Genomic DNA, 13,240 nt, shown 5'->3' with positions numbered 1-13,240 from the left:
GGTCGCTCTCTCACTTCGGTGAAGAGAGTGAGAGAGCGAACGGCTCAAGCCCGCGGGACGTGAGAGAGCGAACGGCTCAAGCCCGCGGGACGTGAGAGAGCGTGCAGCCCAGACGGGCTGTCAGCTGGTTGCCTAGTCCAGCACCAAACCCTTGCCCCGGCCGCGGGCGAGCATCACGGGATGGATCTCACCGAAGCCGCGGACGTTCTCCGACTTCTGGGGAACCAGCACAAAGCGATCGTCCTGGCCAAGGGCTGCGGCGGTCATGGCGTCCACGAGCACCGTCCCGGGCTGCGCCAGCGTGGTCAGCCGGGCAGCAAGGTTGACCGTGGGCCCGTAGATATCGCCAAGCCTGGAGAGAATCCGGCCCCACACCATGGACACCCGGCACTGCGGGAGGATCTCGTCCTCGGTGAACGCTTGGGCCAGGGCCAGGGAGATTTCGGCTCCCGCCGCGGGGGTCTCCGCTATGTACAGGACTTCGTCGCCCACGGTCTTGACCAGTCGTCCGCCACCCACGGAAATGATCTCGGCGCACTTGTTTTCAAAACGCTGCACCAATTGGGCCAGCGTTTTTTCGTTCATACGCCTCGAGAGGCTGGTGTAGGAGACAAGATCAGCGAATCCGACTGCCCGGGCCAACGGCAACGGTGAATCGTCTTCGTCGCCTTCCCGGCCCTCTTCGCTCGCCTGCAATCCGGCCTCAGCCCTAACGGCAAGGCGTTGAACTCCCGCGTTGAGCTGACGCCGGTAGGAATACACCAGGATTTCTTCAAGGGAATCCACCAACGCCGGCAATTGGCCCACCAGTTGCTTACGTGCCACGGCATCAGGGATTCCCTGCTCGGAAACCATATCCTCCACCAAGGCTTCGATCTGCCAGACCACCATCCGGTCCGTCATTTGCCCGATGGAACGGGTCACGGAGATAGCGGCTTCTTCAGTCAGGAGGCCGGCACGGACCAGGTCCAGGATGCTGGACAGAGCAGCCTGGTCGCGTTCGGTGAACGCAACATCCTCGTCGCCAAAGTTAGGGAATCCCAGCGCACGCCAGATTTTCCGCGCGGACAGGATGGACACGCCTGCACCGGCAGCAACTTCACGACGCCGAAGCTTGCGTTCTCCGCCAAGGAGCTTCGCCTCGAGCGCTTTAATAGCCAGCCGTTCAGCTGACATCACACCAGTGGGCGGCCCGGTGGGCACCGGCGTCGGAGCAGGCCCGGCCTCAGTATCCTCGTCCACGGAAGGTTCCGGTACGGCGTCGAACTCCTGGTCCAGGTCCTCGCCGGACTGCTGATCCTCAACGCTCATCTCTTCCACCTTCTTTAAACTCCCACGGCAATTCTTCGAAATCCCTCAGTACTTCACCCTCAAAAACCTCACCCTGCGGAAGTTCGTCCATGGCGTCAAGAATGAAACCGCGGAACTTCCCCACTTCGGGAACGTCGGTCAGGACGGCTATTCCGGAGTGCCCGGTATCCAAGGATATATTCCCCGAGTGCAATGAGCGTTGGAGCATGCTCTGGTGGACACCTACGTTGTGGATGGCCATCAGCGAAACCTGCCAATCATTCCGCCTGAACATTCCGTTTCTGGCAAGTACGCGCCTGCTCGTCAGGATGTACTTGACCGAACGCCAGCGCAACACCCGCTTGAGGCTGAACGCAGCAAGGAACCACCCGGCGAGGACAAGCACCGCTCCAATGAGCCACGGTGTCCACGCCGCTGTGATGAACGGCGCAAGGCGTTGCGGGTTTTCCCTGACAATCCAAGCACAGGCAAAGCCGGCAGCGGCAGGGACCACAATGAAGGCCAGCACCGGAAAAAAGAGTGAGCGGGCCTGTTGGCGCGTGATGGTGATGACCTGCTCCCCCGGGAGTAACTCTTTACGCATAACCGCTTTCTGTGGCACGCAAATGCACCACATCGCCGGCTGTCACAACATGCTCCCTGCCACCGTGGTCCACCACCAGCAACGAGCCGTGCTCGTCCAAACGCGAGGCATGCCCCACGAGTTCGTGATCCCCGGGCAAGTGTGCCCGCACTTCGCGGCCCAACGTGACCATGGCCGACTCAACGCGCTTATGAAGCGAAGGGCCGCCCACCAAACCGGCCGCAGGGTCCCCTTCGGAGTTGCAGAAGCTGCGGTAAAGCCGTGCAAAGCGGGACAGGTAGCTCTTCAGCAACGCGGTGCGGTCGGTGGTGGTTGCCCCCTCCAGGGCAAGCGATGTTGCCGTGGGAACCGGCAGTTCTTCCTGGGCCAGGGACACGTTGAGCCCAACGCCCAGGATGACTGCCGGAACAGAGCCGTCGCCCAGGGGAGTCATTTGCGCCAGGATCCCTGCCACCTTGCGTCCGTTGACCAGGACGTCGTTGGGCCACTTGATCTCAGCGGTGACGCCCGCAGTTTCCTGCAGGGCCTCCCGCAACGCCACAGCAGCAAGCAGCGAAAGCCAGGAATAGCTTTGGGTGGGGACCGGCATGCCCTCAGCCGTGACCGGGCGCAACACCATGGAAACCGAAACCGCCGAGCGTTCGGGTGATTCCCAGTGGCGATCCAGCCTGCCACGCGCCGCCGTCTGGTGTTCAGCGGTCAACACGGAAAGGTCGGCCCACTTTTTGGGCTCCACTGTCACAGCCCGTACAAGGTCCTGGTTGGTAGAGCCCGTGGATTGAACTATGTCCAGATGAGAGATGCCCGTGGCCGCCAGGAACTCCGGCTGGAGCAGAGCATCACGGTCCAGAGCTTCACGAGGCTGCGCGGACGGGTCACCGCCGGAAGAGACCCCTCCGGACGAGGCCTGGGGTTCACTGCTCTCTGGCTGTTCGGCATCCATAGCTGAATCCTATCCAGTTGCAGCGTCCGGCGGATGTTGCCCGCCCCGAAAACGGCTGGGAATCCGCCGGGAAGATCCGCTTAGAGGAAGATGTCCGGCACCAAGCGGTCCTCGGGTGCGCCGAGGCTGTAGGGAGTGAAGTCCAACACGCCGGCAGAGCGCAGCACTTCCTCGTCCGTGTAGAAGTTTCCCGTGGAGCCCGATCCCGTCAGCACCGCATGGGCAGCGTCAGCCATGATTTCCGGTCCGCGGGCGGCCCGCACCATCTGCTGCCCGCCGGGCATGTTGCGGATTGCGGCGGTGTCAATCAAGGTGCATGGCCAGAGCGAGTTGACCGAGACGCCGTCGTTCTTCAGCTCTTCGGCGAGTCCCAGGGTGGTCAGGCTCATCCCGTACTTGGCCATGGTGTAGGCCAGGTGCATGCCGGCCCATTTGGGGTCCAGGTTCAGGGGCGGGGACAGGGTGAGGATGTGGCCGTGGCTTGATTCGCGCAGCGCAGGCAGGGCCAGCTTGGAGAGCAGGAACGTTCCACGGACGTTGATGTCCTGCATGAGGTCGTAGCGTTTCATGTCCACGGCGTCGGTGCGGGAGAGGTCGATCGCCGAGGCGTTGTTGACCACAACGTCAATCCCCCCGAAACGCTCGACGGCGGCGGCTACTGCTGCGGCGACGTCGTCATCATTGCGGACGTCCCCCACAAGCGGCAGCGCCTGGCCGCCTGCTTCCACCAGTTGTTCCGCGGCGGTGAAAACGGTGCCTTCGAGTTTGGGATGGGGATCCCCGGTCTTGGCCATGAGCACAATGTTGGCGCCATCCCGGGCCGCCCGGGTGGCGATGGCCAGGCCGATGCCCCGGCTGCCGCCGGACATCAGGATGGTTTTGCCCTTGAGCGAAGCGGTGGCCACATAAGGGCTGGTGCGTTGCGTTTGACCCTCTGTGGAGGCGGAGGAAGCGCCGTTGCTTGATGTCATGGAGACACTCTAACTCACCTATGTTACTGACGGGTAACATAGTGATGGCTTTGGCTTGGGGGCTGAAAATTGTAGGGTTTCTACAGCGGTTCGCGGCAAAGGCGTCACTAGACTGGCCTGCGGGGCCGTTTCTTTGTACGGAAGCTACTTAAGCTTTGCGAACTGCAACGAACTGCGCCGACGAAAATCAGCTACAGAGCCGGAGACACTTGATGAGCCACGATCTGACAACGACAGCGGGAAAGATTGCCGACTTCCGCGATCGCCAGGCACGTGCAGAGCAGCCTTCCGGCCCGGAAGCCATTGAGAAGCAGCACGCACGCGGAAAGAACACCGCCCGCGAACGCATTGATCTCCTGGTTGACCCGGGATCCTTCGTGGAGTTCGACGCCCTGGCAGTGCACCGCTCCACAGCCTTCGGCATGGAAAAGAAGAAGCCGCTCGGTGACGGCGTGGTCTCCGGCTATGGCACCGTGGACGGCCGCCTGATCGCCATCTACAGCCAGGACTTCAGCGTCTATGGCGGTTCGCTGAGCCAGGTCAACGGCGAAAAAATCGTCAAAGTCCAGGAGTTCGCCCTCCGCAACGGTTGCCCCGTAGTAGGAATCAACGACGGCGGCGGGGCGCGCATCCAGGAAGGCGTCGCCTCACTGGCCATGTTCGCGGACATCTTCCGCAACAACGTCCATGCATCCGGTGTAGTCCCCCAGATCTCCCTCATCATGGGCCCATGCGCCGGTGGCGCCGCCTACTCACCCGCCCTGACCGATTACGTGGTCATGGTGGACAAGACGTCCCACATGTTCATTACCGGCCCTGACGTCATCAAGACGGTCACCGGTGAGGACGTGGACATGGAAACCCTGGGTGGCGCGCGGCAGCACAACGCCACCACCGGCACCTCCACCTACCTCGCTTCCGATGAAGCAGACGCCATTGAGTTCGTCCGTGAACTCCTGGACTTCCTGCCCTCCAACAACCTCTCCGAAGCGCCCGTGGTGGAGCATGACCAGGAACTGGAACTCAACGACGACGACCACGCGCTGGACGGACTGATCCCCGATTCCGCCAACCAGCCGTACGACATGCGCAAGGTCATTGAGCAGATCGTGGACGACGCCCACTTCCTCGAAATGCAGTCCTTGTACGCGCCCAACGTGATCATCGGTTACGGCCGCGTTGAGGGTCACACCGTAGGGATCGTAGCAAACCAGCCCATGCAGTTCGCGGGAACACTGGACATCTCCGCCTCGGAGAAGGCAGCCCGGTTTGTCCGCCATTGCGATGCCTTCAATGTTCCCATCATCACGCTGGTTGACGTCCCCGGCTTCCTGCCCGGTAAAGACCAGGAGTTCCAGGGCATCATCCGCCGCGGCGCCAAGCTTCTCTACGCCTACGCTGAAGCAACCGTTCCCAAGCTCACCGTCATCACCCGCAAGGCTTATGGTGGCGCGTACATCGTGATGGGCTCAAAGAAGCTGGGCGCTGACCTGAACCTTGCATGGCCCACCGCCCAGATCGGCGTCATGGGTGCCCAAGGTGCCGTTAATATCCTCTACCGTCGGGACCTGGCTGCCGTAGCAGAAGCCGGCGGAGACGTCGAAGCCAAGCGCGCCGAGATCATTCAGGGCTACGAGGAAGAACTCCTCAACCCCTACCAGGCCGCACAGCTGGGCTACATCGACGCAGTCATTGCCCCCTCGGACACCCGCTTGCAGATCATCCGTGGCCTCCGCGCACTCCGCGACAAGCGTGCAAGCCTGCCCACCAAGAAGCACGGAAACATCCCGCTGTGAGCGCGCCAAAGCATCGCGCCGACGCCGCGCCTGATCAGGTTCCCGCTGAAGCAGCCGCTGCGCCGCTGTTTTCGGTGGTCAAGGGCGAACCGACGGCCGAAGAGCTGGCGGCGATTGCCGCCGTCGTGGTTTCCCTCGGCGCTCCTTCGGAGGCTGCCGCGTCGAAGCCGAATGTTCGGCATTGGGTGCGCCGCCAGCAACTCCGCCTGGACCCCACACCGGGGCCCGGCGCGTGGAAGCGCAGCCGCGGGTAATTTTTCCCTGCCGTAGAAGAGTTCAACAACCCTTTCACGTAGGCGGCGTCACGGCTAGGCTCTGTGGGTGACTACTGCAAACACACCTGTACGCCCGAAGTCCGCCATCGATGCCGTCGCTGACGCGTACACAGAAAAGTTGATCGAGCTCAATCCCAGTTTCGCCACCACGCTGGGCTTGCCGGGACATGAAACCGAATATCAGGACTACTCCCCTGCCGGTGCCGAGGCTCATGCGGAGGCCACAAAGTTGGCCCTGGATGCCCTGGCTGGCCTTGAGCCGTCCGATGATGTGGACGCTGTCACCCTCGACGCCATGCGCGAGCGGCTCGGCTTGGAACTGGAGATTCACGAGTCCGGTTGGGATGCCGCGGACCTGAACAACATTGCCTCGCCCGCCCAGGATATTCGCGCCATTTTTGACCTCATGCCCACGGACACGGTGGAACAGTGGGAGCATATTGCCGGCCGTGCCGCCAACGTTCCCGGGGCTGTTGAGGGGTACATCGCCTCCCTTCGCTCGGCTGCTGCCGAAGAAAAAGTGGCCGCAGCCCGGCAGGTGCGGATTGTGATCGAGCAGACCGGCCGCTACGCCGCAGAGGACGGCTTCTTCGCCAAGATGGCTTCGGCGGCCGCCGTTGGAGGTTCGCCGCTGCCCGCCGAGGTTCAGGACAGGCTCGACGCCGGTACCGCAGCCGCGCGCTCAGCGTACAGCGCCTTGGGCGACTTCCTCCGGGACGAGCTCCTTCCCGCAGCCCCCGAAAAAGACGCAGTGGGACGGGACCGGTACGCGCTGGCCTCCCGTTCATTTGTTGGCGCGGAAATCGACCTGGAAGAGACCTACGCCTGGGGCGTGCAGGAGCTTGAGCGGCTTATCAGCGAGCAGGAAAAGGTCGCCAACCAGATCAAACCCGGAGCCTCGATCGAGGAAGCGAAGAGCATCCTCAACAGCGATCCCGCACGCCAGATCAAAGGCACGGACGCCCTCAAGGCCTGGATGCAGGAACTCTCCGACCGCGCAGTGACCGAGCTGGCCGACGTCCACTTCGACATCCCGGATGTCATGAAGACCCTCGAGTGCATGATCGCCCCTACCGACGAGGGTGGCATCTACTACACCGGCCCCTCTGACGACTTCTCCCGGCCCGGTCGCATGTGGTGGTCCGTGCCGGCGGGTGAAGACACCTTCACCACCTGGTCCGAAACCACCACCGTGTTCCACGAAGGCGTCCCCGGCCACCACCTCCAGGTCGCCACGGCAACCTACCGGCGCGAACTACTCAACAACTGGCGACGCAACGTCTGCTGGGTGTCCGGCCACGGCGAAGGCTGGGCACTCTACGCCGAGCAGCTCATGCTGGAACTGGGCTACCTCAAGGATCCGGGCGACCACATGGGCATGTTGGATGGCCAGCGCATGCGGGCAGCCCGCGTGGTGTTCGACATCGGCGTCCACCTTGAACTGCCCGTTCCCGAACGCTGGGGCACCGGCACCTGGACACCGGAGAAGGGCTTCGACTTCCTCAAAGCCAACCTCGATATCAGCGAAGGCCAGCTCCAGTTCGAATTCACCCGATACCTGGGCTGGCCGGGACAAGCGCCCTCCTACAAGGTGGGCCAGCGTTTGTGGGAACAGATCCGCGCCGAGCTTGAATCCCGGGAGGGCTTCGACCTGAAGTCCTTCCACAGCAAGGCCTTGAACATCGGCTCTGTGGGCCTGGACGTCCTGCGCCGGGCGTTGCTGGGCTGATCTGCTCGAGTGCCTCCGGCAAGAGGCCGGAGGCACTCGGTGCGCCGCGATGGCGGTTTAATCAAACTCGATGAAGTCCCGTATTGCCACAATCAGCCATTCATCCATCGAGTGGTATTCGGCTGGCTGGTGCCGTACGGCCGCCTCGTTTGCGTCCCTTACAACGTCGTAGTCATCGACGACTACGACGTTTTCGCCCGTCCAGCAAGCCACATCATCGTTATCGGACCTGTGTGCAAAGGGATTGAGGGGCCATTCTGGGAAAGTCTCGACAAGGTGCTTCAATCGATGCGCCTGCTCTGCTCCTCGGAGAAGTTCCCATGGCTCCAGGTCGACAATTCCACGTTCGATCATGCGGTCATAGAGCGCTGGCAATGCGACGTTCTGCGTCAATGGTTTCTCTCCAGGCGGCTGACAATTACAATTGAATTTCTCGAACAGACTCTACGGGTCATTTCATATGGTGAACGAGTTCCCTCAACTGAGTTTCAGTAGCGTCGATGCGTGAGACAAGTTCCTCATTATCAATTGTCCGCAATACTGCCGATATGGCCGCCCGAAAGACATCAGTTTCTCCGTCGTCGACAGTTACCGGAAACCAGCCTTCCTCATAGCAGTCGAAGAGATCGATGAGTTCTTTTTCCTGCAGTTCCACGGACCGCCACATCAGTGGTTTTTGGGAACTGAAAGATCCGTGTGGGTTCTCCAGCCAAAACGGACCCGCATGCTCCTGAACGCGCCGAAGCGCATTCCTTGCGTCAGCAAACCTGGCCCGGTCCACGGCAGTTGCCGATGCTTCATATAGGCAGTTTGCGAGAGCAACAAGAGGCTGCGGAGTTGTTCCGATGAGGAAACGGCCCGGCGGGCACTCCTGCAGCACCTCCTCGCGGCGGTCGTCGACCTCATATCCCGGCTCTTCAAGAATCCAGCGCATTACCCACCTTAAGAACTCAAAATAGAATATTAGTTTCCCTCATCTGGCCTGAAGAATGTGCCCACCATCGCCAGCCTTTGGGGTTCTTATAACGATTATATTGTCGCGCGGACCGAAACTCTTGCGATTTCGTAAGTAACGCGGCCTGCCGCTAAGTATCTATTCTCAATATAGGAAGAAAACTGCTCCCTAGTGGAATTGTCCGCCAACTTGGCTGGCCCGGGCATGCCAATCTACAAATTGAGCAGACGCCTAGGGAGGAGATCCGCACGGAGCTTGAGTCCCACCAAGACTTCAACCAGAAGACCCTCCACAGCAACGCGCTGAACAACGGCAGGTAACTTGAACGTCGCCCGAAGGCCCTGACTCGCGACCTCAGACTCTCCTGTGGCGGAGCGGAGTTGTGGGCACAAGAGGTTCCTCATCCACTACGCAGCAATTCGTTCCTCGCACTAACCAACTAATGCACACCCTATTCATTGGCGATTAGTATCCCTACCGAGGCAGCTGGTATTGAGTCAGCCAGCCAAATTTCCGCTCTTCTTCCTAGAATCAATTCTTCGTCGGTTAGATCATCCTTAGGATGCCCCTCTTCTGAGTGCCCTGCTCCATCGTTTACCAAAGTGGCGTTCCCGTTCCGTGCTCTATTACCTCATTACCTACAAATTGACGCTTTCAACGATAGCGCCGGCATGAGCACCGCCGTACGCAGCCATGCTGTGAGTCATCCAGCTAGGGCTGGAACTCAGTTCGGATGCCCCGTGGAAGCGTGCAAGCAGCGCCCCACCCATCGCGTCATAAAACATCTCCGCGGCTCCGTTGTTCCTGGCGTAGGAGTTAGGGTTCCCGTCCCAGACGGTTCCCAGGATGGGGGCGAGGGGGTCGGTGGAAAGGAACCCCCGGGTGGCCGGGTCGTAGGCGCGTTTGCCTGCACGTGTGTTGGTTGTTGTGGTGGGGTTGGGGGTGGTGGGCGTGCCGAGGACGACCCATGGGTCGTGTTGGTCCCAGGGGCGGGTGGCACGCCCGCCGTGCACCCCCGGCTGTCGCAGGGACAGCCAACTGCACAGACGAACGAACGCTGACCACCTGCTGTGACATATCAGGATCTATGGGCCCAAATGTTCGCAACTTAGCGCGCTCATGGTGGACGCTCCGATGCCCTTGGATTGCTATCCAAATGATCATCAGTAATTTTTTGCGGCCCGCCTGAAACAAGGCAACAACCGAGCGTATGTGGGCATCACATGAACCATCCGATGCCCTAAGCGGATCCCACAGACTCTCATCCTGGGAATGTCCCCCACCAACTGGAGGTCGCTTCCCGTCGGCAGCGCGTAGGTCCAGGTGGTGGTGTACTGCTGATGGGAGACTCAGTAGTGCACCTCAAGCCCGGTCAGATCGCACCGGCCCTGCCGATGCACTGGACTTGATACTCGCCGGTCATAAACTACGTTTCCTGCCTGGCGCTGCCGATGACATATCCATCACCAACTACCCTGAGGCCTTCAAGAACGTTGAAGTGAACTTCCGGGTCTAGAGCCGAGTAATCAACAAGGCCTTCGTATACCAAATCCACGGTTACGCGTTGGTACTGTCCATCACCGAACTCCCTGTCCGATTCTGCCAGTACAACGCCCATGAGATCGCCCTGTCCCACACGAAAGTGGGGTCTGTAACCTCGCAGGAGCGGGAAATGCGGGCGCCCTCCGTCGTCAGGTCCTAGAAACCGGATCATAACGTCTTTCTTAACCATCCATATACCTAACTGTTACTGGGAAACCAACCTAATCCACAAGACTAATTCCATCCATCTGTGAATTAAGGTTCCGTACTGCTTCCGTGTCGAAGAAGTATGCAGGGCCGATACCATCGTGTCGGGGACCGAGGTAGGCAACACCGGGGTGAGTCAGCACTGAGGACGGGGCTGTGGATTGCAACGTTAAACCATCATTTTTATTCATGAAAGCACCCCATTGATCAGCTGCTGACGCTTCGCTAGTAAAATACTTACCGTTCGTTGCGCTCGAGGCTGTCGTTGGTATATTCCAAATTCCCTCGTTCGCAATTGAACTGAACTCAGCGCCATCCACACCCCGATAAAGAGTCACAGTCGGTTGTGGCTCGAGCTGGCCCATTACAGGGTCGGCGGCGTAGTTGTTGGGCCCCATTGCTCCATGACGGCCCCCGAGGAGACTATCCGCTTTGGAGGTTGCTCCGTGAGCAATTCCGCCGGTGCCCGCTCCAATCATGGTTCCACGCGCAGTAGCGTCAAGAAGTCCCGTGACCGTGTGAGGACCCCCACTGACAAGGTAGCCTGCCCCAGCCCCTCACCCAAGCCAAACAAACCCGGGCGACCAGACGATGCCTAAACTACCAACACCACCCAATAAATCCAACAAAAAGACAAACCATCTGTGGACAACCGGATGGGCATATCCAAAGGGGTACTGAAGTCGCCCTGCCGTCGGAGGGAGTCGGGCTCCCCCAGCAGCAAAGCCCCAACGCCCCTCCCGGGTGAGAGCAACGTCACTAGGGCTCGGGAATATCTCTTGCGCACGTAACATTTCTCAACGTCCGTTCGCTATGTTATTTGCAAGACACCTAACGTGTTCCGGTGAGCACCTCAACCAACACCTCCCCCGCAGCTGGTAAGACCGGCTTCCGGCTCCCCAAGTGGGCCGGTTCCTTCGGCGTCCAGATCATCGCAGCCCTCATTGTGGGCCTCATTCTCGGCCTCATCGCCAAGTACACGGGCAGCACGAAAGCAGCCCCCAACGGCCTCGGCGCTACTCTCCAGACGATCGGCTCCAGCTACGTCTCCTTGCTGCAGACCGCCGTCGTTCCTTTGATTTTCACCGCCGTGGTGAGTTCCATCGCCAACCTGCGCCAGGTGTCCAACGCCGCGCGGCTGGCATGGAACACGCTGCTCTGGTTCGCCATTACTTCGCTCGTTTCGGTGCTCATCGGCATCGGCCTGGGTGTACTCCTGCAGCCCGGCGCAGCCACAGGCATCACCGAGGAAGCCAAGTACGCCGGCAAGACCGGCGATTGGTGGGCGTTCCTGATCGGCCTGTTCCCCAAGAACTTCCTGGGCCTCGGCGCCAGCTCCACCGTGACCGAGAGCGCCAACGCGGCCACCACCGTGAGCACTGCCGTCAACTTCAACGTGCTGCAGATTCTGGTGATCGCCATCGCCATCGGCGTTGCAGCCCTCAAGGTGGGCAAGCAGGCCGAAGCTTTCCTGACCTTCAACGCTTCCGCACTGGCCGTCATTCAGAAGGTGCTGTGGTGGATCATCCGCATTGCCCCGCTGGGCACCATTGGCCTGATCGGTAACGCTGTAGCCATCTACGGCTGGGACACCATCGGCTCCCTTGGCAAGTTCACGGCCGCCATCTACATCGGCCTGGCGCTGGTGCTCTTCGTGCTCTACCCCATCCTGGTCCGCGTCCACGGCCTGTCCGTCAAGCAGTACTTCTCCGGCGTGTGGCCGGCCGTGCAGTTGGCGTTCGTCTCACGTTCCTCCATTGGCACGCTGCCGCTCACGCAACGCGTCACTGAGCGGAACCTGGGCGTCCCCTCCGGCTACGCATCCTTCGCCGTGCCGCTGGGTGCCACCACCAAAATGGACGGCTGCGCAGCCATCTACCCGGCCATCGCGGCCATCTTCGTGGCACAGTTCTTCGGCATCAACCTCGACTTCAGCCAGTACCTGCTGATCGTGCTGGTCTCCGTCCTCGGTTCCGCCGCCACGGCCGGTACCACCGGTGCTGTGGTCATGCTCACGCTGACCCTGTCCACGCTGGGACTGCCTCTTGCCGGCGTCGGCCTGCTGCTGGCGATTGACCCCATCCTGGACATGGGCCGCACAGCCGTCAACGTCGCGGGACAGGCACTGGTCCCGGCCATCGTGGCCAAGCGGCAGGGCATCCTGGACGAATCGCTGTACAACGCACCCCGCAATGGCGCCGCCTTTGCCGATGAGTTCGCAGCCGACAAGGCAGCAGCCGAAAGCAACGAGCGCGAACTGGCCGATTCCAAGGCCTAGCCTCAGCCGCTGTGAAACCGCGCAAATCCCCCGGGGAGTTCTCCCCGGGGGATTTCCCTGTAAAAGGGGACAACTCTGGATAGGCTCGGACCATGTTGATCGTCACTTCCAATGAAATCCCGGGCCACAGGATCGATGCCGTCTTCGGCGAAGTCATGGGCCTCACTGTCCGTTCACGCGATATCGGCTCCCAGATGCTGGCCGGTTTCCGCTCCCTCGGTGGCGGCGAACTGCCCGAAATGACCAAGGCACTCTACGAAAGCCGCCAGGAAGTCATGGCCCGCATGGTCAACGAAGCGCAGCAGCGTGGTGCGAACGCCATTGTGGCCATGCGGTTCGATACCTCGGAAATGGGCACCAACTGGACCGAAGTATGTGCATACGGCACCGCCGTATACGTCCTGCCGCTGGGTGAGGGCGAACCTGGAGCCACGGGACAGTCCATCTACCTGACTAAAACTGCTGCCCAGCAGACCTCCCAGCCGACTCCGCCCGCTCCCTCTGCACCGCCCACCCAGTTCTGATCTGAACCTCCAAAGGTCCCGCTCTGGTTCGCCCACCTCCCCGTTCAACGGCGGGTTCAGCGAACCAGGGCGGGACTTTTCGCATGTCGGCAAACATCTTAAATTGCGCACAGTGCAAACTTGCAC

Annotated in this window: 12 protein-coding genes; 5 read left to right on the top strand and 7 right to left on the bottom strand. The window is 60.9% G+C overall.

All coding sequences use genetic code 11. The annotated features are described in order from the left end of the window. Window positions 1-132 precede the first annotated feature (132 nt). From ABI796_RS06665 to ABI796_RS06650, 4 genes are all read right to left on the bottom strand, one after another. Entirely contained in the window at window positions 133-1,311 is a 1,179-nt protein-coding gene (locus ABI796_RS06665; RefSeq protein ID WP_141283672.1) for an adenylate/guanylate cyclase domain-containing protein, read from the bottom strand. After that, entirely contained in the window at window positions 1,301-1,894 is a 594-nt protein-coding gene (locus ABI796_RS06660) for a PH domain-containing protein (protein ID WP_141283673.1), read from the bottom strand. The genes ABI796_RS06665 and ABI796_RS06660 overlap by 11 nt, the downstream gene beginning before the upstream one ends. Then, on the bottom strand, window positions 1,887-2,837 hold the full coding sequence (locus tag ABI796_RS06655) for a biotin--[acetyl-CoA-carboxylase] ligase (protein WP_141283674.1): 951 nt from the start codon (window positions 2,835-2,837) through the stop codon (window positions 1,887-1,889). The genes ABI796_RS06660 and ABI796_RS06655 overlap by 8 nt, the downstream gene beginning before the upstream one ends. 80 nt (window positions 2,838-2,917) lie before the next feature. Beyond that, entirely contained in the window at window positions 2,918-3,808 is an 891-nt protein-coding gene (locus tag ABI796_RS06650; RefSeq protein WP_141283675.1) for an NAD(P)-dependent oxidoreductase, read from the bottom strand. Window positions 3,809-4,020: 212 nt separating this feature from the next. Here ABI796_RS06650 and ABI796_RS06645 point away from each other — a divergent pair, with 212 nt between their 5' ends. The 3 genes from ABI796_RS06645 (at window position 4,021) to ABI796_RS06635 (ending at window position 7,608) form a co-directional block, all read left to right on the top strand. Next, window positions 4,021-5,604 carry an acyl-CoA carboxylase subunit beta gene (locus ABI796_RS06645; protein WP_141283676.1) on the top strand — a complete coding sequence of 528 codons (1,584 nt, stop codon included), beginning with the start codon at window positions 4,021-4,023 and terminating at the stop codon, window positions 5,602-5,604. Next, entirely contained in the window at window positions 5,601-5,858 is a 258-nt protein-coding gene (locus ABI796_RS06640; protein WP_141283677.1) for an acyl-CoA carboxylase subunit epsilon, read from the top strand. Before ABI796_RS06645 ends, ABI796_RS06640 begins: the two co-directional genes overlap by 4 nt. A gap of 67 nt (window positions 5,859-5,925) precedes the next feature. Then, entirely contained in the window at window positions 5,926-7,608 is a 1,683-nt protein-coding gene (locus tag ABI796_RS06635; protein ID WP_141283678.1) for a DUF885 domain-containing protein, read from the top strand. A 57-nt stretch (window positions 7,609-7,665) separates the two neighbouring features. On the opposite strand, the gene ABI796_RS06630 is transcribed toward ABI796_RS06635, so the two are convergent. The 3 genes from ABI796_RS06630 to ABI796_RS06620 form a co-directional block, all read right to left on the bottom strand. Further along, the gene (locus ABI796_RS06630) at window positions 7,666-8,001 is read right to left on the bottom strand and encodes a hypothetical protein (RefSeq protein ID WP_141283679.1); all 336 of its coding nucleotides are present in this window, start codon (window positions 7,999-8,001) and stop codon (window positions 7,666-7,668) included. Window positions 8,002-8,059: 58 nt separating this feature from the next. Next, the gene (locus ABI796_RS06625; RefSeq protein ID WP_141283680.1) at window positions 8,060-8,542 is read right to left on the bottom strand and encodes a hypothetical protein; all 483 of its coding nucleotides are present in this window, start codon (window positions 8,540-8,542) and stop codon (window positions 8,060-8,062) included. A 1,447-nt stretch (window positions 8,543-9,989) separates the two neighbouring features. Then, the gene (locus tag ABI796_RS06620) at window positions 9,990-10,181 is read right to left on the bottom strand and encodes a hypothetical protein (protein ID WP_141283682.1); all 192 of its coding nucleotides are present in this window, start codon (window positions 10,179-10,181) and stop codon (window positions 9,990-9,992) included. A gap of 975 nt (window positions 10,182-11,156) precedes the next feature. On the opposite strand from ABI796_RS06620, the gene ABI796_RS06615 reads away from it, so the two are divergent. Together ABI796_RS06615 and ABI796_RS06610 are read left to right on the top strand one after the other, a co-directional pair. After that, window positions 11,157-12,590, top strand: coding sequence for a dicarboxylate/amino acid:cation symporter (locus ABI796_RS06615; RefSeq protein WP_141283683.1), 1,434 nt, complete (start codon window positions 11,157-11,159; stop codon window positions 12,588-12,590). 92 nt (window positions 12,591-12,682) lie between these two features. After that, a complete protein-coding gene (locus ABI796_RS06610) occupies window positions 12,683-13,114 on the top strand; it encodes a YbjQ family protein (RefSeq protein ID WP_141283684.1) in 432 nt (143 codons plus the stop codon). Window positions 13,115-13,240: the final 126 nt, after the last annotated feature.

The sequence above is a fragment of the Paenarthrobacter aurescens genome (genome assembly GCF_041549525.1).
Taxonomy (GTDB): Bacteria; Actinomycetota; Actinomycetes; order Actinomycetales; family Micrococcaceae; genus Arthrobacter; species Arthrobacter aurescens.
Note: the sequence above shows the minus strand (reverse complement) of the source record. Positions and strands in the feature narration are given on the sequence as shown.